A 21,375-nucleotide genomic window follows, 5' to 3' on the forward strand; every position below is an offset into this window, starting at 1 on the left:
GGCCCGCCGATCAGCTCCCTCGTGCACCGACGACACAGCCGCCGCCCGCAACTGCGGGCGGCGGCTGTGTGGGTACGACTCACTTGCGCTTGCGGATCTCCTCGGCGGCCTGCGGCACGATCTTGAACAGGTCACCGACCACGCCGAAGTCGGCCAGCTCGAAGATCGGCGCCTCGCCGTCCTTGTTGACCGCGACGATCGTCTTCGAGGTCTGCATGCCGGCCCGGTGCTGGATCGCACCGGAGATGCCCAGCGCGACGTAGAGCTGCGGGGAGACCGTCTTGCCGGTCTGGCCCACCTGGAACTGGTGCGGGTAGAAGCCGGAGTCGACCGCGGCCCGGGAGGCACCGACGGCACCGCCGAGCAGGTCGGCCAGCTCCTCGACCAGCTTGAAGTTGTCCGCGTTGCCGACACCGCGACCACCGGAGACGACCACGCCGGCCTCGGTCAGCTCGGGGCGGGAACCCTTCTGCTCGGCCACCCGGTCGACGACCTTGGCCAGCTTGTCGCTGTCGGTGACCGCGACGGTGAGCTGCTCGACCGAGGCGCTGGCCGCGGCCGGCGTCGGGTTCACCGAGTTCGGTCGGACGGTGACCAGCGGCAGCCCTCGGGTGACCTTGGACTTCACGATCGTCGACCCGGCGAAGGCCACCTGGGTGGCGGTGCCGTCGGCGGACAGGCCCACCACGTCGGTCAGGATGCCGTTGTCCAGCTTGACCGCCAGCCGGGCGGCGATCTCCTTGCCCTCCTGGGAGGAGGCGAGCAGCACGGCGGCCGGCTGCACCCGCTTGACCAGGTCGGCGACCACGGTGGCCTTCGGCGCCACCAGGTAGCCGTCGATCTCGTCACCCTCGGCCGCGTAGATCTTCTCCGCGCCGTACTCGCCCAGTTTGCCGGCGAGAGCCTCGGCCGCACCGGCGCCGCCGAGCACCACCGCCGACGGGCTGCCCAGCTCCCGGGCGAGGGTGAGCATCTCCAGGGTGACCTTCTTGACGCCGAACTCCGCGGTGGCTTCGACGACGACGAGAACCTCAGACATGTCCCACACCCCTCACACGAACTTCTCGGTGGCGAGGAACTCGACGAGCTGCGTGCCGCCGGAGCCCTCGTCGGTGACCTTGACGCCACCCGAACGCGGCGGGCGCTTGCTGTGCTCCACCACGGCGCTTGTCGCCCCGTCGAAGCCGACCTCGTTCGCGGCTACGCCCAGGTCGGCCAGGGACAGCGTCTGCACCGGCTTCTTCTTGGCGGCCATGATGCCCTTGAACGACGGGTACCGGGGCTCGTTGATGGTGTCCCACACGGAGACGATGGCCGGGGTCGAGGCGGTGACCACCTCGTAGCCCTCCTCGGTCTGCCGCTCCACGGTGAGCGTGGCCCCGTCGACGGTGAGCTTGCGCGCACCGGTCAGCGCCGCGATCCCCAGCCGCTCGGCGAGCATGTGCGGCATCACCTGCACCCGCCCGTCGGTCGACTCCGAGCCGCAGAGCACCAGGTCGGCGTTGAGCTGCCCCAGCGCGGCGGCGAGCACCTTCGAGGTGGCGACGGCGCAGGAGCCGTGCAGGGCGTCGTCCACCACGTGCACCGCCTTGTCCGGGCCCATCGACAGCGCCTTGCGGATCGACTCGGTCGCCCGGTCCGGACCCATGGTCAGGATGGTCACCTCGCCGCCGTGCGCCTCCTTGATCTTCAACGCCTCCTCGATGGCGTACTCGTCCATCTCGTTGATGACGTTGTTCGCCGAACCGCGGTCGACAGTGTTGTCGTCAGTACGCAGGTTGCGGTCCGCGCCCGAATCGGGCACCTGCTTGACGAGTACGACGATGTTCATCGCGCTTCGACGACCCTCCTGCTGTGGTTATGTGATCTTTTCGCCCCAGATCTGGGCGCAGCCTCGCGCGTGCGGTGCCGTCCGGTCAACCATGGGCTGTTGTGCGGTTGCCCACGGCGCCATGTTACCTGTCAGTAGCATCGGCGCCCAGCACGCCCCTGATCCGTTCGATGACCTCGGCCTCGGCCGGACTCACGCCGTCGTGGGCGCGGGCCGTACGATCGGCCGCCGCCAGCACCACCGCGCGGTAGACCGGCACGTCCTGCGGCACCTTCTCGGCCAGGATCTCGACACTCCGGCGCAGCGCCGGCAGTACCACCGACTCCACCTCGAGCGCCGAGTCACGCGGCAGTTTCGGCAACGGCCCGCTGGTCAACGCCTCCTTCACCACGCCGCTGGCGTCGGCCATCGCCCCGGACGCGGCGAAGCTCTCCCGGAACAGCGCGATCACCCCGGGGTCGGCGTTCGAGACCATGAACACCGCGCCGAAGGCACCCGTCTTGAGGGTCATCATCTCGTCGTCCGTCAGCCGCTGGCTCATGATCACGGAGTGTAGACGTAGGGCGTGGTGGTGGTGACCGCGACGAGCCCGAGTCGCTCCAGCACCGGACGACTCTCGTCCGACGCGTCGACCTGCACCAACGTCCGGCCCCGCGCACCGGCCAGCCGGGCCCGGTAGGTGACCAGCGCGCGGTAGATGCCCTTGCGCCGCCACTGCGGCAGCGTCGAGCCGCCCCAGAGCGTCGCGAACGTGCTGTCGACCGCGTACCGCACCCAACCGGCGCTCACCATCGTCTCGTCCGCCTCGGCCACCACGACCGTGATCGCCTGCGGGTCGGTGGCGATCTCCCGTTCCAGCCCGTCGGCCAGGCCGGACAGGTCACGCCCCCACACCTGGGTCTTCAGCTCCGCGATCCGGTCCAGCTCCGCGCGCCCGGTCACCTCCCGCAGGCGTACACCCTCGGGCACCACCGGCAGCGCGGAGGCCAACGGGGCGACCGGGCCGACCACGACGGTCTCCCGATCTTCCGGCACGAATCCGGCGGCGCGCAGCCGCTGCGGCAGGTCGGCCGGCTCGTCGTGGCCGTGCAGCTTCCACTCGACCGGCTCACCCCGCTCACGGAACACCGCCACCTGCCGGGCGATCAACTCGTCCAGATCCGCACCGGCCAACCCACCGAGGTCGCGGTAGGTCACCAGGCCCCGCTGGTCCAGGCCCCGCACCCGGAACACCGGACCGTCCGACTCCACCACCACGCCGTCGGGCACCGGGTCGGGCAGGCCCGGCCGCAACTGGGTGTCGTACGCCGCCCGCAGCGTGCTCGCGTCAAGATCCGTCATGCTCCCAACCTATTCCCGCCGGGAATCGGATAATCACTCTCGTGTGGCAGATGATCAGGAACTGGTTCGATCCGCAGGAGTTGCGTTCGGTGGGAACCACCCCCGACTACCGCTTCTCGCTGGCCAACGAGCGCACCTTCCTGGCCTGGCTGCGTACCGGGCTGGCGCTGATCGCCGGCGGGCTGGCCGCCGCGCAGTTCCTGCCGACCCTGTCCCTGGTCCACCTGCGCGAGGCGATCGCCGTGGCGTTGCTGCTGCTCGGCGGCGTGGTGGCGATCCGGGCCGTCGACCACTGGGCCCGCACCGAGCGGGCCATCCGGCTCGGCGAGGAGCTGCCCGCGTCCCGCTTCCCGGCCGTACTCGCGCTGACCGTCGGCCTCGGCGCGCTGTCCCTGGTGGTGGCGGTGCTGGCCGGCGCGATACGCGGATGAGCACCGTTCGCGACCCGGGCCTGCAACCCGAACGCACCCGGCTTGCCTGGCGGCGCACCCTGCTCACGCTGACCGTCGTGGCGCTGCTGACCGTCCGCCTCGCGCTCACCGGCGGACCGGTCGGAGCCGGGTTGGCGGCGCTGACCATCCTCGGCTGGGGTGTGGTCGTCACGCTCTGTTGGCGACGGGCCACCGGCAGCGGCATACCCCCGACCGGCGGTCGGCTTTTCGCCCTGGTAGGGCTGGCCGCCGCCGGATTTGCACTCCTCGGAGCGCTGTTGGTGCTGCGCGGGCTGTGACCGCTGTGCGCGGTAGGTAATGATGGTTACATGGCCCGGCTGTACATCCTCCTCTTCCTGGTGCAGGTCGTCCTCGCCGTCTGCGCCCTGATCAGCTGCCTCTCCGCCGAGGAGGACGGCATCCGCCACCTCCCCCGGATCGCCTGGCTGCTGATCATCCTGTTCTTCCCGCTGGTCGGCTCGATCGCCTGGTTCGTCGCCGGCCGGGAGCGCAAACCTGTCGGCGGGTCGACGTCCTGGGCTCCGGGGGCACGCCCGGCCGAACGCCACCGACCCGTCGCACCCGACGACGACCCGGAGTTCCTCCGCTCGATCGAGGAGCGCTCGCGCCGGGAGGATCAGGAACTCTTCCGCCGTTGGGAGGAGGACCTGCGCAAACGCGAGGACGACCTGCGCAGGCGGGAGGGCGAGCCGCCGCGCGAGGAACCCCGCCCCGAGGTGTAGCGCCGGGGCGGGATCCCGCGGTTTCAGGCCAGGTTCGAGGAGCGGGGGTACGCGTCGGCCGGATCGGTGAGCACGTTGACCAGGTACGGCACCCCGGCGTCGAAGGCCCGTTGCAGGGCCGGACCCAGATCGGCGGCCTTGGCGACCGTTTCGCCCGCCCCGCCGAGCGCGCCGACCACCTGGTCGTAGCGCAGCTCGGGTTGCAGGTCGGCGGCCACGTCGTAGCCGTACATGGCCCGCATCGGGTGCTTCTCCAGCCCCCAGATGCCGTTGTTGCCGACCACGATGACCACCGGCAGTTTCTGCCGGGCCAGGGACTCCACGTCCATCAGCGAGAAACCGGCAGCGCCGTCGCCCATCAGCACGCAGACCTGCCGGTCCGGGTGGGTGACCCGGGCGCCCATCGCGTACCCCATGCCGGTGCCGAGGCAGCCGTACGGGCCGGGGTCGAGCCAGGTGCCGGGCTGGGCCGGTTCCAGGTACCGCCCCGCGTACGAGACGAAGTCGCCGCCGTCGCCGATGGTGACCGCGTCACGGGCGAGCACCTTGCGCAGCTCGCCGTAGATCCGGGCCGGGCGGATCGGGTCGGTCTCGGCCGCCATCTCCTCGGCGTCGCGGGCCTTCGCCGCGTCCTCGGCGGTCCGCAGCTGGGCGACCCAGTCGTCGTGGTCGACCCGGTCGCCGGGGTGCTCGGCCAGGGCGGTGAGGATTCCCCGCAGGTCACCGGCGGGTGCGGCGGCGGGTTGAACGTGACCGGCGCGCTGGCTGGGCGCGTCGACGATGTGCACCACCTGGGCTTCGCCGAAGTCGCCGAAGGAGAGCCGGAAGTCCAACGGGGTGCCGATCACCACGACCACGTCGGCGTTGGACAGGGCCACCCGCCGGGCCTTGGCGAAGGCCAGCGGGTGCTCCGGTGGCAGGGCGCCGCGGCCCATGCCGTTGGTGAACACCGGCACGGTGAGCGCCTCGGCCGCCGCCCGCAGCTCGTCGACCGCGTCACCGGTCCAGACGTCCGAGCCGGCGATGATCACCGGACGGGCCGCGCTGGCGACCAGCGCGGCGGCGCGGGCCACCTCGTCGGGGTCGGCTTCGAGCGGGCTGAGCTGCGGCCCGGCCGGCAGCTCGGCGTCGCCGACCGAGAAGACCGCCTCCAGCGGGAAGTCGAGGAACACCGGCCCCCGGTGCGGGGTGAGGGCGGTGGTCAGCGCGGCGGCCACCGCCCGGGGGATGTCGTCGGCGCTGAACACCGTCTCGGCGTGCTTGGTGACCGGGGCGACCAGCGGGAGGTGGTCCATCTCCTGGAGGCTGCCGGAGCCCCAGCGGAACTGGGGTGCCCGGCCGCCCAGCACGAGCACTGGCGAGGCGTTGAAGAAGGCGCTGGTCAGACCGGAGATGCCGTTGGTCACGCCGGGGCCGGCGGTGAGTACGGCCAGGCCGGGTCGGCGCTGGAGCTTCGCCACCGCCTCGGCGGCGAAGACGGCGGACTGCTCGTGCCGCACGTCGTAGATCGGGAAGTCGGTCTTGTGCGCGGCATCGTAGAGCGGGAACACGTGTCCGCCGGAGAGGGTGAACATCTCCCGCACCCCGTACGCGCGCAGCGCCGCGAGGGCGAGCTCCCCGCCGTGGCCTTCGATCCGCTCCGTCATTCCCACTCCTTCTCGTCGCCTGACCGGAGTCACACGCTACTGGCCGGTAGGGAGAATGTGAACCATTCTCGGCACGCTCAGCGCCCGGTGAAGTCCGGCTTCCGCTTCGCCACGAAGGCCGCCATCCCCTCGCGTCGGTCGTCGGTGGCGAACAGCGCCGCGAAAAGCTGACTCTCCCAGGCCAGACCCGAGTTCAGGTCCATGTCCAGACCACCGTCGACGGCCAGCTTCGCCGCGCGCAGCGCCTGCACCGGGCCGGTGAGGTACGGCCGCACCATCGCCACCGCGGTGTCGTACACCTCGGCCGCCGGGGCGACCCGGTCGGCCAGGCCGATCCGCAGTGCCTCCGGCGCGTCCACCATCCGCCCCGACATGATCAGATCCTTGGCCCGGGCCGGCCCGACGAGCCGAGCCAGCCGCTGGGTGCCCCCGGCGCCGGGGATGATGCCCAGCTTGATCTCGGGCTGGCCGAGCTTGGCGTCCTCGGCCACCACCCGCCAGTCGCAGGCCAACGCCAGTTCACAGCCGCCGCCCAGCGCGTAACCGGTGATCGCGGCGACCACGGGCTTGGGGATCCGGGCGATCGCGCCGAGCGCGCTCGACAGGTCGGCGGCCCGCGCGGCCATGTCCACGTAGGACATGTCCGCCATCTCCTTGATGTCCGCACCGGCGGCGAAGACCTTCTCGCCGCCGTACACGATGACCGCGCGGACGTCGTGGTCGGCGGTGGCCGCGGTCGCGGCGGCGCGCAACTCCTCCTGCACCTGGGTGTTGAGGGCGTTCATCGGCGGCCGCTCCAGCCGGATGGTGCCGATGCCGTCCCGGGTCTCCAGCCGCACGAACTCGCCCACGCTGAGCCTCACTTCCTCGTCGAAGTCGCGTGCCAACCTTACGACCCGGCTCGTTGGGGTAGGTAGTCTGGTGCCAGCCCCGTCGGTCGGGAGTCGCACGATGAATCCTCGTCACCCTGAGCCCCGCACCGGCCGTGCCGCGACGCCGTCGCCACACCCCGGCCGCGCGCACGGGCCGGGTGAGCGGCGCGCCGTGGTCACCTACTACGACGACCGGTCGGTCCGGGTCACCTCGGCAGCGGTCACCGTCGAGGGCCGGGTCTATCCACTGGCCGAGATCAGCGAAATCTGGCACCAGCACGGCACCCGCTCCTGGCGGGTGCTGGCCGGGCGGGGCGCCCTCGGCGCCGCGCTTGTCGCCCCGCTGGTGGCCGCCGTCGCCGGAGTCGCGCTCGCCATCCGGCTGGACCGGTCGGCAACCGTCACGATCGCCATCGTCGGGGCGTCCGTGCTGGTCGGGCTGGCGGTCGGGCCGATCGCCGACTTCCTCTTCGAGCACCTTGACCGCTCCTACGCCCGGGGCAGCCGGCAGCGGGAGGTCTGGATCCGTTGGCGAGGCCGCCCGGTGCAACTGCTGCGCACGCCGGACGCGCTGCGTTTCGGGCAGATCTACCGGGCCGTGCAACGGGCCATGGAGGTCGGCCGACCGATACCACCCCGTCGACGCTGAGCGCCCAACCGACTACGCAAGGTTGCCCGGTGGTGCTTAGGCTTAGTGATGGCCCTCTATTACCGGGACGACGCGGTGCAGGTGACCTCCGAGACGATCCGGGCCGGTGGACATGTCATCCCGATCGCCGAGGTCACCTACGTCTGGCACGCGAAGGGGCGTACCACCCTCGCCGTACGCGGTCGGGTTCTCGGCCGGGGCGTGCTGGTCCTGCTGTTGTCCCTGCCTCCGCTGGTGGGCCTGATCTGTGTGCTGTCACTGGCCTGGTCCGCACAGGACCGGGGCGAGTGGCTGCCGGCGCTGATCGTGCTCGCCGCGTGCGTGATCGTCCCGCTCGCCCTGGTCCCGTTCCTGGAGATACCGCTCGGTTGGCTGGACCGCTCGTACGAGCGCGGTAACCGGGTGCTGGAACTGTGGGTGCAGTACCGGCGGCAGGAGGTCATGGTGCTGCGCACACCGGACGCGCTGCGGTTCGGCCAGATCTACCGGGCGGTGCAACGCGCGGTCGAGCACCAGAGCGACGGGTGAGACCGTCGTCGGGCGGTGCTGGCCCGCCCGACGCACACTTGATCCCATGGCACTCCCTCTTCCCCGGCCGACCGCGGTCCTCGGTCTCACCCGTTCCGCCCTCGACCAGGCCGCGTCCTTCGCCGCCATCCCGGCCCGCGCGTTCGCGGTACTCGACGAGGTGGAGGCGCTGCTGGCCCGGATCAACGGTGTGGTGGACCGGGTCGAGCAGACCCTGGACCGGACCGACCAGATGGTCACCGACGCCGAGGTGGCGGTCCGTGAGGTCGCGGTGATCAGTGCCGCCGCCACCGCCGCCGTGGACAACGCCACCGAGGTCGCCGCGGCGGCGGCCGTGGTCGTGGAGTCGGCAGGTTCGGTGGCCGGGCGGGCCGCCGAGACCGTGGGTACGGCGGCGGAGGCCGCCGCCACCGCGGCCGAACTGCTGAAGGCGTACGAGCCGGCGCTGCGCCGGGCCGCCCCGATGGCCACCCACTTCGTCGAGCAGCTCAGCCACGAGGAGGTGACCGCGGCGGTCCGGCTGGTCGACGAGTTGCCGAAGCTACGGCAGCACCTGACCGCCGACGTCCTGCCGATCCTGGCCACCCTGGACCGGGTCGGCCCGGACCTGCACGACCTGCTCGACGTCACCCGGGATCTCAAGCTCGCGGTGGCGGGCATCCCCGGTCTGTCGATGCTGCGCCGACGGGGCGAGAAGCTCAACGACGACGCCGGCTGAGCGCGAGGAGTGAGCCGGGTTTGTGAGCCCCGCAGTCGCGAGCGGAGACGGTCTGACCGCCCGACCCGCGGTCCCCTCGGCGGGTGGCGGTCAGCAGTCGCAGGTGGCGGCGGTTCGGGGAGCGGTCAGGTCGTCCACCGGCCGGTGGGTGAGCCCGGTGGCGGTCACCACGGGCAGTCCCTCCCGCACCCAGTACTCGTAGCCGCCGCGCATCTCCTTGACCCGGTAGCCGAGCCGGGCGAACTCCAGCGCCGCCCGGGTGGCGCCGTCGCAGCCGGGCCCCCAGCAGTAGGTGACCACGTGCGCGTCGGGCGGCACCGCGTCGGCGGCCCGCGCGGCGATCAGGTCGGTGGGCAGGTGCACGGCGCCGGGCAGGTGGCCCTGCGCCCAGGCCGCGTCGCCGCGCGAGTCGACCACGACCAGGTCGGGCAGCTCTGCGGTCAGGTCGTGGTGCACGTCGGCCACGTCGGTCTCGAAGCGCAGTCGGGCGAGGAAGTGGGCGACGGCGGTGGACGGCTCGGCGGCCGGTACGGCGAAGGTTCGGGTCATGTCCCCGATCATTGAACGGTGCCGACCGCCGGGCGAGTGGCGGTCACGCCGTCCTCCGCTAACATCCGGCCATGACGCCGGTCGACCGCAGTGTGGCTGTGCTCGCGTACCCCGGGATGTCGGGTTTCGAGACCGGGATCGCCACGGAGGTCTTCGGGCTGCCCCGGCCGGAGCTCGACGTGCCCTGGTACGACCTGCGGCTGTGCGCCGAGCGACCGGGTCCCGTACCACTGCTCGGCGGCGCCAGCCTGCACAGTCCGTACGGCCTCGATGTGCTGGCCGCCGCCGCGACCGTCGTCGTTGCCGGCGTACCCGACGTGCACGGCACACCGTCGCCGGAGCTCGTCGCGGCCCTGCGCCGGGCGCACCGGGCCGGCGCCCGGCTGCTGTCCATCTGTTCGGGCGCCTTCGCGCTGGCCGGTGCCGGCCTGCTCGACGGTCGACGGGCGGCCACCCACTGGCGGTACGCGGACCTGCTGGCCCGCCGGTACCCGAGGGTCATGGTCGACTCCGACGTGCTCTACCTCGACGACGGGGACATCCTGACCAGCGCCGGCAGCGCCGCCGGCCTCGACCTGTGCGTGCACGTGGTACGACGCGACCACGGCTCGGTCGTGGCCAACGCGGTGGCCCGACGACTGGTGATCCCACCGCATCGCGACGGCGGTCAGGCGCAGTTCGTCGAAGCGCCGGTGGCGGTGGATCCGGACGACGACCGGATCGCCGGCAGCATCGACTGGGCGCTGGCTCACCTGGCGGAGCCACTCACGGTGGCCCGGCTGGCCCGGCAGGCCCACATGTCGACCCGCACCTACCTGCGGCACTTCGCGAGAGCCACCGGCACCAGCCCCATCCGGTGGCTGGTCGAGCAACGGATCCGGGCCAGCCTGGCGCTGCTGGAAACCACCGACGCGCCGGTCGGGCAGATCGCGACGGCCGTCGGCTTCGACGCCCCGGTGACCTACCGTCACCACTTCACCCGGGCGATGCGGACCTCACCGTCGGCGTACCGTCGCGCGTTCCGGACCGGCGGTGCCGCCGCGCAGGCGAGCCGGGCGGGACGGCCGAGCCCGTCCGAGCGGCCCTGATCCGGTCAGGGCGCGGGCACGTACAGCTGGTCGATCTCGACCCGGTGCGGCAGCGAGACGCTGGCGCCGAGCCGGCGTACGCAGGCGGCACCGGCGGCCGAGGCCCAGCGCACCGCGTCCACCAGGTCGCGTCCCTCGCCCCAGGCCACGGCGAGCGCACCGGTGAAGGCGTCACCGGCGGCCGTCGAGTCGACCGTGTCCACCTTGACCGCCGGCACGTGTACCGCCGTGCCGTCCCGGTCGCCGTACCAGGCACCCTGGGCGCCGAGGGTCAGCACCGCCCGGGGCACCAGGTCGAGCAGCGCCCGCGGTTCCTCCCGACCCCGTCCGGTGTACGCCTGCGCCTCGTTCTCGTTGACGACCAGCACGTCCACGGCGGCGAGCAGCTCCGGCGGCAGTGGCACGGCCGGCGCCGCGTTGAGCACCACGCGGGTTCCGGCGGCGCGGGCCGCCACCGCCGCCTCGGTCACCGTCTCCACCGGGATCTCCAGCTGCGCGACCAGGACATCCGCGTCGCGTACGGCGGCGAGTTCGGTCTCGGTCAGCTCGGTGAGCGACGTGTTCGCCCCCGGGGTCACCAGGATCGCGTTCTCACCCTGGGCGTTGACCATGACCAGGGCCACCCCGGACGCTCCGTACGTGGTGCGCAGCTGACCGGTGTCGACCCCGGCGGCGGTGATCCGCGCCCGCAGGGTCACCCCGAAGGCGTCCGAGCCGATCGCGCCGAGGAAGACACTTGCCGCACCGGCTCTCGCGGCGGCGATGGCCTGGTTGGCTCCCTTGCCGCCGGGCACGGTGACGAAGTCGGTGCCGAGCCTGGTCTCCCCCGGGCGGGGCAACGCCTCGGCGGTGGCCACCAGGTCCATGTTGGCGCTGCCCACCACCACGACACGGGTCTGTCGCACGGGCACCTCCCGGATGTCGCGGGCGTCGTCTCAGGCGGCGCGGGCGGTGTAGCGGTCGCCGTGGCGCTCGACGAGCAGCGGCAGCCCGAAGGTCTTGGTGAGATTGTCGGCGGTGAGGGTGTCGGGCAGCAGGCCCTGCGCCATCACGGCCCCGTCGCGCAGCAGCAGCGCGTGGGTGAAACCGGGGGGAATCTCCTCGACGTGGTGGGTGACCAGTACCAGTGCCGGAGCGTCCGGATCCTGCGCCAGGTCGGCGAGGCGAGCGACCAGATCCTCCCGGCCACCCAGGTCCAGGCCGGCCGCCGGTTCGTCGAGCAGCAGCAGCTCCGGGTCGGTCATCAGCGCCCGCGCGATCTGCGTCCGCTTGCGCTCCCCTTCCGACAGGGTGCCGTACGCCCGGTCGGCCAACGCGCTGACGCCCAGTTGGTCCAGCAACGCCCGAGCCCGGGCCTCGTCGGCCGGGTCGTAGTCCTCGCGCCACCGGCCGACCACCGACCAGGCGGCGGTCAGCACCACGTCGACGACGCGCTCGCCGGCGGGCACCCGCTCGGCCAGCGCGGCGGTGGACAGCCCGATCCGGGTACGCAGCTCCGTGACGTCGGTGCGACCGATCCGTTCGCCCAGCACGTGTGCGGTGCCGGTGGTCGGATGCAGTCGTCCGGCGGCGATGTTGAGCAGGGTGGTCTTGCCGGCACCGTTGGGCCCCAGCACCACCCAGCGTTCGTCCAGCTCCACCCGCCAGTCGACGTCGTGCAGCAGGGCGGTGCCGGACCGGCGTACGGCGACGCCGTCGAGGCTGACCACCAGATCCGCGTCCACGGGCGAGGGGGCGGGTGCGGCGCCGGCGGCGCCAGGGATCAGGTCACCAGTCACCAGCCCATCCAACCACGCACGCCCGTGGTGCCCCCACGGGCCGGCGTCGTCGCCGTAGGGTGAGGCGCCGTGTCGTTGCTCACCCCACCCGGAGGGCCGCCAATGACCAGTGGGGTCATCGAGATCGAAGGTCTCCGCAAGACCTTCCACAGCCTGCGTCGCGGGCGACGGGTCGCGGTCGACGGCTTCGACCTGCTGGTCGAGGCCGGCCAGGTGCACGGCTTCCTCGGGCCCAACGGATCGGGAAAGACGACCACCCTGCGCGCGCTGCTCGGGCTGGTACGCGCCGACGACGGGCGGATGCGGGTGCTCGGTGCCGCCGCGCCGGAGCAGTTGCCTCAGGTCGCCGGCCGGGTCGGTGCGATCGTGGAGAGCCCGCAGTTCTACGGCAACTTCACCGGGTACCGGACGCTGCGGCTGCTCGCCCTCGCCGGCGGCGTTCCGGTCAGTCGGGTCGACGAGGTGTTGGAGCAGGTCGGACTGGCCGACCGGGGCGACGAGCGGGTCAAGGGTTACTCGCTGGGCATGAAGCAGCGTCTGGCGGTGGCTTCGGCGCTGCTCAAGCGACCCGAGCTGCTGATACTCGACGAGCCGGCGAACGGGCTCGACCCGGCGGGCATCCGGGAGATGCGCGACCTCGTCCGGGCGCTGGCGGCCAACGGCGTGACGGTGCTGGTATCCAGCCACATCCTGGCCGAGATCCAGCTGATCTGCGACCACGTGACGATCATCTCGCGGGGTCGGCGGGTGACGGCCGGCCCGGTCACCGAGGTGCTCGCCGGCTTCGACCACAACGAGCACCTGGTCCGCGTCGACGACCTGGCCCGCGCCGAGGAGCTGCTGCTGGCCGCCGGGCTGACCGTCACCGGCCACGCCGACCACCTCGTGGTCAGCGGGGTGCCGGACCCGACCGAGGTGAGTCGGACGCTGGGCGAGCAGGGGGTCTGGGTACGCGAGCTGACGCCGCTGCGGCCGGATCTGGAGAGCGTCTTCCTGGAGCTGACCGGCGCCCCGGCGCATCCGGGTGTGCCCCGGCAGGTGGACGGTTCGACACCGGCGGGCGGCCCGGCCGCCGACCAGGAGATCGACCTCGGAATGCGGGGAGTGGACGCGTGAACCTGATCCGTGCCGAGCTGGAGCGGCTCGGTGCCCGCCGCTTCGTACAGCTGATGATCGTGCTGCTGATGCTGGCGTTCGGGGTGACCGCGGCGACCACGCTGGCCGGGTCGCACCAACCCTCCGCCGTCGAGCTGGCCGAGGCGCAGCGGCAGGCCGCCGCCAACCTGCGCGGCATGGAGCTGGAGCACGAGCGGTGCCTGGCCCGGGACCGGGGCGAGCCGCTCCCCGGCGACGAGGGGTTCTACCTGCCACCGGACTGCTCCGAACTGGACCCGGCGCTGCGGGACCGGTTGCCGGTGGCCGCCGACTACCTGACCGGGGTGTTCACCTTCACCCGGCAGGCCGAGCCGCTGCTCTACTTCCTGGTGGCGTACCTGGTGCTCTTCGGGTTCCTGGTCGGCGCCTCGTACATCGGCGCCGACCTGAACTCCGGCGGAGTGGTCAACCTGCTGCTGTGGCGACCACGCCGGCTGACCGTGCTCGGCGCAAAACTCGGCACGCTGCTCGGGGCGGTGCTGACGGTGTCGGTGCTCGCCTCACTCGCCTATCTCGTCACCTTCTGGGTCATCGCGCAGGTCGCCGGCTATCCCGGACCGACCAACGCGGCCTTCTGGGCCGACCTGGGCGCGATCTGGGGGCGCGGGTTGACGCTTGTGCTGCTCGCGGCGGCGACCGGCTTCGCCATCGCGACGATGGGACGGCACACGGCGGCGGCGCTCGGCGCGGTCGCCGCCTACCTGGTGGTGTGGGAGCTGGGTGGGCGGATCGTGCTGCAGATCCTCGAGGTGGCCCGGCCCGACCAGCTCATGCTCGCCAGCTACGTCGGCGCGTGGCTGGCCGGCGAGGTCAGATTCTGGGACAGCACCGCCTGCCGGACCGTCGTCGACAGCTACTGCGACGGCAGCTACACCCTGACCTGGCAGCCGGCGCTGGCGGTGCTGCTGCTGCTCACCGCCGGCCTCAGCGCCTCCGCCTTCGCCATCTTCCGCCGCCGCGACCTGATCTGACCCTCGCCCGGCTCAGGCGATGGTGGAGCCGAAGACCTCGTCGCGGACGGCGTCCAGGGCCGTGCGCAGGGCGCCGTGCAGAATCGGCTCCTCGGTCAGTCCGGTGGGCACCACCCGGGGCCGTACCAGGGTGATCGCGGCGACCTCGTGCTGCACCCGTTCGGCCAGGGCCGCCCCGCCGGCCTGCCCCACCTCTCCGGCGAGCACCACGAGCGGCGGGTCCAGCACCACACAGGTGCTCGCCACGCCGAGGGCGAGCCGGCGGGCCACCTCGTCGAGCATCGGCCCACCCGAGGTGCCGTCGGCGATCGCGGCCCGGACCGCGTCGGCGGCGGCCGCGTCCGGGTAGCCGTGTTCCCGGGCCAGGCCGCGGATCGCGTCGGCGCCGGCCAACTGCTGGAAGGCCGGCTTCGCCCGGCGGGACACGTCGCGTGGGATGGGAGCGCCGGGCACCGGCAGGTAGCCGATCTCACCGGCGGCACCGCTGCTGCCGTGGTGCAACCGGCCGCCCAACATGATCGCCAGACCGACACCGGCACCGACCCAGACCAGGACGAAGTCCGCCAGGCCCTGGGCGGCGCCGGACTGCGCCTCGGCCACCGCGGCCAGGTTGACGTCGTTCTCGAAGACCACCGGGGTGTCCAGGTCGTCGCGGAGCGCGGCGAGCAGACCCCGATGCCAGCGGGGCAGGTTGTACGCGAACGTGATGTCGCCGGTGCCCGGGTCGACCAGGCCGGGGGTGCCGAGCACGATCCGGCGTACGCTCGACAGCTGCGCGCCGGCGCTGCCGGCCACCCGCACGACCGCGTTGTGCACCACGCCGACCGGGTCGTCGGTGTCCTGGGTGGACTGCTCGACGCGCCCGATGACCGCACCGGTGATGTCGGCGCAGGCGGCCACCACCCGCTCCGGGCCCACGTCGACGCCCACCACGTGTGCGCTGCCGGGCCGTACGGCGTAGAGCTGGGCGTTCGGTCCGCGGCCTCCGGCCTGCTCGCCGACGCGGGTGACCAGTCCGCGCTCCTCCAGCCGCTCCACCAGTTGCGAGGCGGTGACCTTGGACAGGCCGGTCAGCTCGCCGATCCGGGCCCGGGTCAGTGGTCCCTGCTCCAGCAGCAGTTCCAGCGCCGCGCGGTCGTTGAGGGCCCGCAACAGACGTGGGGTGCCGGGCAGCCGGGTCGCGCTCATGCCATGTGTCCTCAAGTTATTAGTAAACTTTGCTAACTGTATGAACCTTTGAAGCCGTAGAACCGACAGGCGAACGGGTAAGCCGTAGCGTATCGGCCACGTGGGAGCGCGACCCTCCGCCGACCCGGTACGAGATCCGCGCCGGCCGGCATCGAGAGGAGAGAGCACGTGGGGCTGGATCCAGGACTGCGCCGGCTGGCGCTGGGCACCCTGTTGGCCGCGTACCCGGGGTCGGTCCCGCCCGAGTGGGCCGTCGACCTGGTCGCCGACGGACTCGCCGGACACACCCTGTTCGGCGGCAACGTCATCGAACCGACCCAGGTGTCCGCCAGCACGGCGATGCTGCGCGCCGGCCGGTCCGACGTCCTGGTCGCCATCGACGAGGAGGGCGGCGACGTCACCCGGCTCGCCCACGCCACCGGCAGTCCGTACCCGGGCAACGCCGCGCTCGGCGCGGTCGGCGACGTGACGCTCACCCGCCAGGTCTACCAGGCCATCGGCACCGAGCTGGCCGGCGTGGGCATCACCCTCGACCTGGCACCGACGGTCGACGTCAACACCGCCGACGACAACCCGATCATCGGCACCCGGTCCTTCGGCGCCGACCCGGAGCAGGTCGCCGCGCACGCCGCCGCCGCGACCGCCGGGCTCCAGGTCGCCGGAGTGGCGGCCTGCGCCAAGCACTTTCCCGGCCACGGCGCCACCGTGGCGGACTCCCACCACGAACTACCCACCGTGGACGTCGCGCCCGAGCTGCTGCGCCGGCGGGACCTGCCGCCGTTCGCCGCGGTGGTCGCCGCCGGGACGAAGGCGGTGATGACCGCACACATCCGGGTGCCCGCGCTGACCGGGACTTTGCCCGCCACGTTCAGCCGGACCGTGCTGGTGGACCTGCTGCGCCACGAGTACGGCTTCGACGGCGTCGTCGTCACCGACGCGCTGGAGATGAAGGGTGCCGCCCTGGCCGCCGGTGGCATCGCCCCGGGCGCGGTACGCGCCCTGGCCGCCGGGGCCGATCTGCTCTGCATCGGCGCCAAGGTCGATGCCGACCTGGTTGAGCGGGTCGCCACCGAGATCGTGGCGGCGCTCGGCGACGGCCGGCTGGACCGGTCCCGTGTCGAGCAGGCGGCCGGTCGTGTCGCGGACCTCGCCGCCTGGACCCGGACCGCCGACCGCACCACCGCCGCCTCCGGCGACCTGGGGTACGCGGCGGCCCGCCGAGCGCTACGGGTGGAGGGCGCGCCGACCGGGCTGGACCGGTCGCTCGTGGTGCAGTTGCACGGCAACTCCACGATCGCCGAGGGCCGGGTGCCGTGGGGTCTCGGACCACACCTGGGCGGCGGCGCCGAACAGATCCGGGTGGTGGCCGCCGAGACGGACCCGGCCGACCTGCGCCGACGGGCCGCCGGCCGGCCGATCCTCCTGGTCGCCCGCCATCTGCACCGGCTGCCCGGCGGTCCGGAGCTGGTTGACGCGCTGTCCGCCACGCATCCGGTGGCCGTGGTGGAGATGGGCTGGCCGGCGACCTGGCGACCCGACCACGTACGAGCCTTCGTCACCACGTACGGCGCGAGCCACGCCAACGGCCGAGCCGCCGCCGAGGCACTCGGCCTGACCCACTGATCCCGAACGCCATCTTGAACGCGTTCAACTTCTGCCCTACGCTTACGCCCATCAAGTTGAACGCGTTCAATATTGGTCGACACATGGACATCAAGGTCTGGATGTACCTGGTCTACCTGACGGTCAGCATCGGGCTGACCGTCTGGGTGGCGCGGGCACTCAGCCGCAACGGGCTGGTCTTCCTCGAAGAGGTGTTCGCCGACGGACGCCTGGCACGGGCGGTGAACAACCTGCTCGTGGTCGGCTTCTACCTGCTCAACCTCGGCTACGTCACGGTGGCGATGCGGCACTCCGAGCAGGTCGGCTCCACAAGCATCGCGATGGAGGAACTCTCGTGGAAGATCGGGCTGGTGCTGCTGGTGCTCGGCGCGCTGCACTTCTTCAACGTCTTCGCCCTGGGCCGGTACCGGCGTAACCGGCTGCGTCAGCTCGCCACCCATCCCCCACTGGCCCCCGTCGGCCGACTGCCGGTCCAGCCCGCCCATCCGCCCACGGCGCCCGGTCCGGGCATGCCTGGCCCGGGTGCCGCACCGGCCGCACCGGGCCAGGCCAACCCGCCGGCCCGATGACCAGGCCGGGCCAGGGCGGAACGGAGGGACTGCCGGATGCCACCGCACACGGGGGCGGTGGCATCCGCGGCCTCACCGTCCTCTACGACGCACACTGCCCACTGTGCCGGGCCGCGCGCGGCTGGCTCTCGTCGCGTCCGCAACTCGTACCGCTGGAGTTCGTGCCGGCCGGTTCGACCGCCGCCCGGCAGCGCTTCCCCGGCCTGGACCACGACGCCACGTTGCGTGACCTCACCGTGATCGCCGACAACGGCGAGGTCTACGCGGGCGACGGAGCCTGGTTCGCGTGCCTGTGGGCACTGGCCGACCACCGGGAGACGGCCCAGCGTCTCGCCCGCCCCCACCTGCTGCCTCTGGCCCGGCGGGTGGTGGCCGCCGCGTCGGCGGTACGCGAGCGGGTCCGTGAACCGTCGCCGGAGCCGACCGGCGACGCGGCGGGATACGGTGACCGGAATGACCGACCAGACTGTGCCGACGACCGCTGCGGGTGAGGCGGCGACCGCCCGGGGCGAGCAGACGCGGCAGCTGATCCTGGAGACCGCGATGCGGTTGTTCCGCGAACGCGGCTACGCCCGCACCACCATGCGCGCCATCGCGACGGAGGCCGGTGTCGCGGTCGGCAACGCCTACTACTACTTCCAGTCGAAGGAACACCTGATCCAGGAGTTCTACGCCCGGACGCAGACGGAGCACCGGGCGGCGGCCGAGCCGGTACTGGAACGCGAATCCAACTTCGCCGCCCGGCTGGCCGGGGTGCTGCACGCGGGCATCGACGTGCTGACACCGTCGCACGAGTTCGCGGCTAGCTTCTTCAAGACCGCCGCGGAACCCACCTCCCCGCTGAGCCCCTTCTCCGCGGAGTCCTCCGGGCCCCGCGAGGCGTCCATCGGCCTCTACGCCGAGGTGCTGACCGGTTCCACCGCCAAGGTCGACGCGGAGCTTCGCCGCCAACTGCCCGAGCTGCTCTGGCTCGCCTACATGGGCGTGGTGCTCTTCTGGGTCTACGACCGCTCGCCGGGACAGGCCCGGACCCGGCAGCTGATCGACGGCGCGGTGCCGCTTGTCGACCGGCTGGTGCAGCTGTCGCGACTGCGCGTGCTGCGGCCGGTGACCCAGCAGGTCGTCAGCCTGATTCACACCCTGCGTCACTGACCGCGTCGGGCGAGAGGTAACGCTTCTTCCCAGGTCAAGTCCACAATTGGACAGCAAGGAGACGGTGGCGGCGGCTTGCCCAGAGCGTTCCGAGTACGTAGCGTGATCGGCACTGGAGCCGCACCCGGACCTGGGGGGAGGCTGCGGACCGTGGATCCGGCCCGGGATCCACGGTCCGCGCCCTGCCGGTCGATGGTCAGCTCGGGTAGACGCCGTAGGAGCGCCAGCCCCGGTCGGGAAACCCGGCGGCCTCCGCCACCCGAGCCGAGGCGGCGTTGCTCCGGTCGTGCAGATAGGTCGGCACGGCACCGTCGTCGAGCACCCGACGAGCCGCCTGGGCCACCAGTCTGCGGGCCAGGCCGCGGCCACGCGCCGCCGGGACCGTACCCACCGCCAGCTCGTGTCCGTGCCGGTCATGCCGCTTGATCCCGACGCCGGCCAGGTAGCGGCCCCGCTGGTCGCGCACGACGAGCACCGACCGGTCGAACAGCCGCAGCCAGGAGGGCAGGCCGGGCGTGGTCGGTGGCGCCCACTCACCGACATCCGGCAGGTCCGCCGGCGCGACGCTCCACCGGAAGACGTCGTCGTGCACGGCCCAGCGTGGATACCCGACCGCGGCCGGCAGTGCGTTCAGCAGCCCGTCCGGGCGCCGCACCAGCTCACGTACGGCCGCGACCCGGTCGGGCGCCACGGAGAGCACGCCGCTGGCCCCGGCGTGGACCGCGATGGCGGGGCGCGGGCGGCCGTCCCAGGCGGGTCGGGTCCGCCGCCCGGACCCGACCACGTGCAGGCCCGGGCCGGCCGGCCACTGTCCCAGCCAGGTCGCGAGGTGCAGGTGGAGCCGCCGGTCGAGCATCAACACCTCCCGGTCCGTCACCGTCGACGCCGCTCACGGTACGACGGACCCGGTGAGTTCGGGGCGTAGGTGGGCGCGATCCGGGGAACCTGAACGATCGATCGACCGTCATATCCATTTCCATTCATGGACAACTTTCTTTGAAACGGTGTAGGCATGCCGAAACACCCGCAGGACCGTGATCAGCAGGACCCCGAGCGCGCCTGGCGACACCACGGGGCGACCGGCCGGACTCCGGCCCAGGCCCCCTACCGGGGACACCGCACCCGCCCTGCCACCCTCTCCTGGCACGAGCTGAACAGCCTGCCGGCCGGACCCGTACGGCACCACCTGAACCCCCACTGAAGCACCAACCGCATTGCGATCTTGATGCCTGGAAATCCGCTGCTCTGGTGTACGATTCCCGACATGACGCGCATCACCGTGGACGTGAACGACGAGTGGCTTGAGGCGGCCCGCGAGGTGCTCGGCACCGACACCAAGGTGGCTACCATCAACGCCGCCCTGCACGCCTTTGCCCTGCGTCGCCAGGCACGGGAGATCGTCTCCGCATTCGATCAGGTGGAGATGGACTTCACCGACTCCGCAGAGGCGTGGCGTTACGGCGGCGGCCGGGATCTCGGTCGGCTCGTCGAGGACGCGCGCGACTCCGAGGCCGCGTGATGGCAGGAGCGATCTATCTGGCCGACACGTCGGTGTTCGTGCTTCAGGGGCGATATCCGACGGTCCGTCGCCGCTTTGAGACGTTGTTGGCCGAGGGACGCCTGGCGACCTGCCACATGGCCGCTCTCGAGTTCCTCAACAATGCTCCTCACCCGAAGGGGTACGAGATCCTGTGGCAAGCCCTGCGCGGCCACCGGTGGATGGACGTGACGACCGCGGCGATGGATCGTGCTCTCGCCGTGCACCGCATGCTCGCCGCGGACAGCCAGCATCGCAACTTCCGGCTGCCCGACCTGGTGATCGCGGCGACCGCAGAGGTGCACGGAGCGACTGTGCTGCACTACGACGCCGACTACGACCGGATCGCCGCGATCACCGGTCAACCGACCGAGTGGGTGGCGCCCCGAGGAAGCCTGTAGCGCGGCGAGCCACCGCGCGCTTTCGCACACCTGTCGGGTAACGTCTGCTGGTCCTTCTCGGGTCACGACGGGAGCTGGCACATCCATGGGCAAGAAGACGATCCACGTCTCCGACTTCAGCGGCACGATGCTGGGTGCCGACGACGAGGCGGTCCGCGTCGTCGTTCTCGAGCATCCTGACCTGGTGGCCGGGCCCGTGCAGTTGGACGCCACCCCGGTGGAGGTGGAGAGCATCGACGACGCGGCGTTGGACGTGGCGGTGGTCGAGATCCACGACCGGCACGGCCAGGGCGAGCCGCGTCGGGTGGTGCTGACCGCGAGCGAGTTCGACGCGATGGCCACCGACGTGCCGATGGCGCAGTTGCTGAGGACCGCCGAGCGGGTACGCCCGCCGAAGGCCCGCCGCAGCGCCGAGAAAATCGACTACGGCACCATCGAGCACGCCGGCCGACCGCACCGGGGGCGGGTCACCGAGGAGGAGGCCCGGTTGGTGCGGGAGCGGCTCGACGAGGTCAACAAGCGCCTGGCCGACGCCGGCCTGCGCCAGATCGATCCGGCCGATCCGGAGCACGCCGCCCGGTACGGCTTCCCCGTCGAGCCCTGAT

At 72.1% G+C, this 21,375-nt stretch carries 28 protein-coding genes; 17 read left to right on the forward strand and 11 right to left on the reverse strand.

The features are described from left to right. Positions 1–79 precede the first annotated feature (79 nt). From O3597_RS19025 to O3597_RS19040, 4 genes are all read right to left on the reverse strand, one after another. Positions 80–1,039: an electron transfer flavoprotein subunit alpha/FixB family protein gene (locus O3597_RS19025; RefSeq protein ID WP_164445798.1), complete on the reverse strand. Its 960-nt coding sequence runs from the start codon at positions 1,037–1,039 to the stop codon at positions 80–82. Between the two features lie 12 nt (positions 1,040–1,051). Next, a complete protein-coding gene (locus O3597_RS19030) occupies positions 1,052–1,831 on the reverse strand; it encodes an electron transfer flavoprotein subunit beta/FixA family protein (protein WP_093401799.1) in 780 nt (259 codons plus the stop codon). Between the two features lie 124 nt (positions 1,832–1,955). Next, a complete protein-coding gene (locus O3597_RS19035; RefSeq protein ID WP_164445799.1) occupies positions 1,956–2,372 on the reverse strand; it encodes a hypothetical protein in 417 nt (138 codons plus the stop codon). Positions 2,373–2,374: 2 nt separating this feature from the next. Further along, positions 2,375–3,172, reverse strand: a complete 798-nt coding sequence (locus tag O3597_RS19040) for a GNAT family N-acetyltransferase (RefSeq protein WP_281601923.1) — start codon at positions 3,170–3,172, stop codon at positions 2,375–2,377. A gap of 41 nt (positions 3,173–3,213) precedes the next feature. Between O3597_RS19040 and O3597_RS19045 the strand changes: the two genes are divergently transcribed. From O3597_RS19045 to O3597_RS19055, 3 genes are read left to right on the forward strand one after another with little or no spacing between them, the layout of a single operon-like run. Continuing rightward, positions 3,214–3,603 carry a DUF202 domain-containing protein gene (locus O3597_RS19045; RefSeq protein WP_164445801.1) on the forward strand — a complete coding sequence of 130 codons (390 nt, stop codon included), beginning with the start codon at positions 3,214–3,216 and terminating at the stop codon, positions 3,601–3,603. Then, entirely contained in the window at positions 3,600–3,902 is a 303-nt protein-coding gene (locus tag O3597_RS19050) for a DUF202 domain-containing protein (RefSeq protein ID WP_164445802.1), read from the forward strand. The genes O3597_RS19045 and O3597_RS19050 overlap by 4 nt, the downstream gene beginning before the upstream one ends. A 30-nt stretch (positions 3,903–3,932) precedes the next feature. Then, positions 3,933–4,346 (forward strand): PLD nuclease N-terminal domain-containing protein, encoded by a 414-nt coding sequence (locus O3597_RS19055; protein ID WP_164445803.1) that lies wholly within the window; start codon positions 3,933–3,935, stop codon positions 4,344–4,346. 23 nt (positions 4,347–4,369) lie between these two features. Here the strand turns inward: O3597_RS19055 and O3597_RS19060 are convergent, their stop codons facing one another. Together O3597_RS19060 and O3597_RS19065 are read right to left on the reverse strand one after the other, a co-directional pair. Next, positions 4,370–5,992, reverse strand: a complete 1,623-nt coding sequence (locus tag O3597_RS19060) for an acetolactate synthase (protein ID WP_281601924.1) — start codon at positions 5,990–5,992, stop codon at positions 4,370–4,372. 77 nt (positions 5,993–6,069) lie between these two features. Further along, positions 6,070–6,843, reverse strand: a complete 774-nt coding sequence (locus tag O3597_RS19065) for an enoyl-CoA hydratase-related protein (protein ID WP_281601925.1) — start codon at positions 6,841–6,843, stop codon at positions 6,070–6,072. A 193-nt stretch (positions 6,844–7,036) separates the two neighbouring features. Here O3597_RS19065 and O3597_RS19070 point away from each other — a divergent pair, with 193 nt between their 5' ends. Genes O3597_RS19070 through O3597_RS19080 form a run of 3 tightly spaced genes read left to right on the forward strand, consistent with a single transcriptional unit; the run spans position 7,037 to position 8,759 of the window. After that, entirely contained in the window at positions 7,037–7,513 is a 477-nt protein-coding gene (locus O3597_RS19070; RefSeq protein WP_281604588.1) for a DUF6232 family protein, read from the forward strand. Between the two features lie 48 nt (positions 7,514–7,561). After that, positions 7,562–8,041 (forward strand): DUF6232 family protein, encoded by a 480-nt coding sequence (locus tag O3597_RS19075; RefSeq protein WP_164445806.1) that lies wholly within the window; start codon positions 7,562–7,564, stop codon positions 8,039–8,041. A gap of 46 nt (positions 8,042–8,087) precedes the next feature. Continuing rightward, positions 8,088–8,759, forward strand: coding sequence for a hypothetical protein (locus O3597_RS19080; RefSeq protein ID WP_164445807.1), 672 nt, complete (start codon positions 8,088–8,090; stop codon positions 8,757–8,759). Between the two features lie 90 nt (positions 8,760–8,849). Here the strand turns inward: O3597_RS19080 and O3597_RS19085 are convergent, their stop codons facing one another. After that, entirely contained in the window at positions 8,850–9,308 is a 459-nt protein-coding gene (locus O3597_RS19085; RefSeq protein ID WP_281601926.1) for a rhodanese-like domain-containing protein, read from the reverse strand. A 71-nt stretch (positions 9,309–9,379) separates the two neighbouring features. Between O3597_RS19085 and O3597_RS19090 the strand changes: the two genes are divergently transcribed. Then, positions 9,380–10,396 carry a helix-turn-helix domain-containing protein gene (locus O3597_RS19090; RefSeq protein ID WP_164445809.1) on the forward strand — a complete coding sequence of 339 codons (1,017 nt, stop codon included), beginning with the start codon at positions 9,380–9,382 and terminating at the stop codon, positions 10,394–10,396. A gap of 5 nt (positions 10,397–10,401) precedes the next feature. Here O3597_RS19090 and O3597_RS19095 read toward each other — a convergent pair whose 3' ends face one another. Then, on the reverse strand, positions 10,402–11,301 hold the full coding sequence (locus O3597_RS19095) for a ribokinase (RefSeq protein ID WP_164445810.1): 900 nt from the start codon (positions 11,299–11,301) through the stop codon (positions 10,402–10,404). Between the two features lie 30 nt (positions 11,302–11,331). Further along, positions 11,332–12,174 carry an ABC transporter ATP-binding protein gene (locus O3597_RS19100; protein WP_281601927.1) on the reverse strand — a complete coding sequence of 281 codons (843 nt, stop codon included), beginning with the start codon at positions 12,172–12,174 and terminating at the stop codon, positions 11,332–11,334. 102 nt (positions 12,175–12,276) lie between these two features. On the opposite strand from O3597_RS19100, the gene O3597_RS19105 reads away from it, so the two are divergent. Continuing rightward, a complete protein-coding gene (locus O3597_RS19105) occupies positions 12,277–13,290 on the forward strand; it encodes an ATP-binding cassette domain-containing protein (protein ID WP_281601928.1) in 1,014 nt (337 codons plus the stop codon). Continuing rightward, on the forward strand, positions 13,287–14,300 hold the full coding sequence (locus tag O3597_RS19110) for an ABC transporter permease subunit (RefSeq protein WP_164445813.1): 1,014 nt from the start codon (positions 13,287–13,289) through the stop codon (positions 14,298–14,300). Before O3597_RS19105 ends, O3597_RS19110 begins: the two co-directional genes overlap by 4 nt. Positions 14,301–14,312: 12 nt before the next feature. Here the strand turns inward: O3597_RS19110 and O3597_RS19115 are convergent, their stop codons facing one another. Beyond that, positions 14,313–15,488, reverse strand: a complete 1,176-nt coding sequence (locus tag O3597_RS19115; RefSeq protein ID WP_281601929.1) for an ROK family transcriptional regulator — start codon at positions 15,486–15,488, stop codon at positions 14,313–14,315. Between the two features lie 168 nt (positions 15,489–15,656). Between O3597_RS19115 and O3597_RS19120 the strand changes: the two genes are divergently transcribed. The 4 genes from O3597_RS19120 to O3597_RS19135 all read left to right on the forward strand — a co-directional run bounded on the left by O3597_RS19120 (position 15,657) and on the right by O3597_RS19135 (position 18,832). Then, positions 15,657–17,111 (forward strand): glycoside hydrolase family 3 N-terminal domain-containing protein, encoded by a 1,455-nt coding sequence (locus tag O3597_RS19120; RefSeq protein ID WP_281601930.1) that lies wholly within the window; start codon positions 15,657–15,659, stop codon positions 17,109–17,111. Positions 17,112–17,194: 83 nt separating this feature from the next. Then, complete coding sequence (locus O3597_RS19125; protein WP_281601931.1) at positions 17,195–17,680, forward strand: hypothetical protein; 486 nt, start codon at positions 17,195–17,197, stop codon at positions 17,678–17,680. Next, the gene (locus O3597_RS19130) at positions 17,677–18,171 is read left to right on the forward strand and encodes a DCC1-like thiol-disulfide oxidoreductase family protein (RefSeq protein WP_164445816.1); all 495 of its coding nucleotides are present in this window, start codon (positions 17,677–17,679) and stop codon (positions 18,169–18,171) included. Before O3597_RS19125 ends, O3597_RS19130 begins: the two co-directional genes overlap by 4 nt. After that, positions 18,134–18,832, forward strand: coding sequence for a TetR family transcriptional regulator (locus O3597_RS19135; protein ID WP_164445817.1), 699 nt, complete (start codon positions 18,134–18,136; stop codon positions 18,830–18,832). Before O3597_RS19130 ends, O3597_RS19135 begins: the two co-directional genes overlap by 38 nt. 196 nt (positions 18,833–19,028) lie before the next feature. On the opposite strand, the gene O3597_RS19140 is transcribed toward O3597_RS19135, so the two are convergent. Then, positions 19,029–19,688, reverse strand: a complete 660-nt coding sequence (locus O3597_RS19140; protein ID WP_164445998.1) for a GNAT family N-acetyltransferase — start codon at positions 19,686–19,688, stop codon at positions 19,029–19,031. Positions 19,689–19,844: 156 nt separating this feature from the next. Here O3597_RS19140 and O3597_RS19145 point away from each other — a divergent pair, with 156 nt between their 5' ends. From O3597_RS19145 to O3597_RS19160, 4 genes are all read left to right on the forward strand, one after another. Beyond that, on the forward strand, positions 19,845–20,033 hold the full coding sequence (locus O3597_RS19145) for a DNA repair protein (protein ID WP_164445818.1): 189 nt from the start codon (positions 19,845–19,847) through the stop codon (positions 20,031–20,033). 63 nt (positions 20,034–20,096) lie between these two features. Then, the gene (locus O3597_RS19150) at positions 20,097–20,351 is read left to right on the forward strand and encodes a type II toxin-antitoxin system VapB family antitoxin (protein WP_164445819.1); all 255 of its coding nucleotides are present in this window, start codon (positions 20,097–20,099) and stop codon (positions 20,349–20,351) included. Further along, the gene (locus O3597_RS19155) at positions 20,351–20,770 is read left to right on the forward strand and encodes a PIN domain nuclease (protein ID WP_166457914.1); all 420 of its coding nucleotides are present in this window, start codon (positions 20,351–20,353) and stop codon (positions 20,768–20,770) included. Before O3597_RS19150 ends, O3597_RS19155 begins: the two co-directional genes overlap by 1 nt. Positions 20,771–20,855: 85 nt before the next feature. After that, positions 20,856–21,374: a hypothetical protein gene (locus O3597_RS19160; RefSeq protein ID WP_281601932.1), complete on the forward strand. Its 519-nt coding sequence runs from the start codon at positions 20,856–20,858 to the stop codon at positions 21,372–21,374. Position 21,375: the final 1 nt, after the last annotated feature.

The sequence above is a fragment of the Verrucosispora sp. WMMA2044 genome (assembly GCF_027497155.1).
In the GTDB taxonomy this organism is placed as follows: Bacteria; Actinomycetota; Actinomycetes; order Mycobacteriales; family Micromonosporaceae; genus Micromonospora; species Micromonospora palythoicola.

Excerpts from the sequence above, each read along its gene's own strand:
- O3597_RS19150 (WP_164445819.1), top strand. The coding sequence starts at position 20,097 with ATGACGCGCATCACCGTGGACGTGAACGACGAGTGGCTTGAGGCGGCC.
- O3597_RS19085 (WP_281601926.1), bottom strand. The coding sequence starts at position 9,308 with ATGACCCGAACCTTCGCCGTACCGGCCGCCGAGCCGTCCACCGCCGTC.
- O3597_RS19050 (WP_164445802.1), top strand. The coding sequence starts at position 3,600 with ATGAGCACCGTTCGCGACCCGGGCCTGCAACCCGAACGCACCCGGCTT.
- O3597_RS19040 (WP_281601923.1), bottom strand. The coding sequence starts at position 3,172 with ATGACGGATCTTGACGCGAGCACGCTGCGGGCGGCGTACGACACCCAG.
- O3597_RS19075 (WP_164445806.1), top strand. The coding sequence starts at position 7,562 with ATGGCCCTCTATTACCGGGACGACGCGGTGCAGGTGACCTCCGAGACG.
- O3597_RS19030 (WP_093401799.1), bottom strand. The coding sequence starts at position 1,831 with ATGAACATCGTCGTACTCGTCAAGCAGGTGCCCGATTCGGGCGCGGAC.
- O3597_RS19115 (WP_281601929.1), bottom strand. The coding sequence starts at position 15,488 with ATGAGCGCGACCCGGCTGCCCGGCACCCCACGTCTGTTGCGGGCCCTC.
- O3597_RS19140 (WP_164445998.1), bottom strand. The coding sequence starts at position 19,688 with ATGCTCGACCGGCGGCTCCACCTGCACCTCGCGACCTGGCTGGGACAG.
- O3597_RS19060 (WP_281601924.1), bottom strand. The coding sequence starts at position 5,992 with ATGACGGAGCGGATCGAAGGCCACGGCGGGGAGCTCGCCCTCGCGGCG.
- O3597_RS19090 (WP_164445809.1), top strand. The coding sequence starts at position 9,380 with ATGACGCCGGTCGACCGCAGTGTGGCTGTGCTCGCGTACCCCGGGATG.
- O3597_RS19125 (WP_281601931.1), top strand. The coding sequence starts at position 17,195 with ATGGACATCAAGGTCTGGATGTACCTGGTCTACCTGACGGTCAGCATC.
- O3597_RS19160 (WP_281601932.1), top strand. The coding sequence starts at position 20,856 with ATGGGCAAGAAGACGATCCACGTCTCCGACTTCAGCGGCACGATGCTG.
- O3597_RS19055 (WP_164445803.1), top strand. The coding sequence starts at position 3,933 with ATGGCCCGGCTGTACATCCTCCTCTTCCTGGTGCAGGTCGTCCTCGCC.
- O3597_RS19135 (WP_164445817.1), top strand. The coding sequence starts at position 18,134 with ATGACCGACCAGACTGTGCCGACGACCGCTGCGGGTGAGGCGGCGACC.
- O3597_RS19130 (WP_164445816.1), top strand. The coding sequence starts at position 17,677 with ATGACCAGGCCGGGCCAGGGCGGAACGGAGGGACTGCCGGATGCCACC.
- O3597_RS19025 (WP_164445798.1), bottom strand. The coding sequence starts at position 1,039 with ATGTCTGAGGTTCTCGTCGTCGTCGAAGCCACCGCGGAGTTCGGCGTC.
- O3597_RS19035 (WP_164445799.1), bottom strand. The coding sequence starts at position 2,372 with ATGAGCCAGCGGCTGACGGACGACGAGATGATGACCCTCAAGACGGGT.
- O3597_RS19080 (WP_164445807.1), top strand. The coding sequence starts at position 8,088 with ATGGCACTCCCTCTTCCCCGGCCGACCGCGGTCCTCGGTCTCACCCGT.
- O3597_RS19145 (WP_164445818.1), top strand. The coding sequence starts at position 19,845 with ATGCCGAAACACCCGCAGGACCGTGATCAGCAGGACCCCGAGCGCGCC.
- O3597_RS19155 (WP_166457914.1), top strand. The coding sequence starts at position 20,351 with ATGGCAGGAGCGATCTATCTGGCCGACACGTCGGTGTTCGTGCTTCAG.
- O3597_RS19105 (WP_281601928.1), top strand. The coding sequence starts at position 12,277 with ATGACCAGTGGGGTCATCGAGATCGAAGGTCTCCGCAAGACCTTCCAC.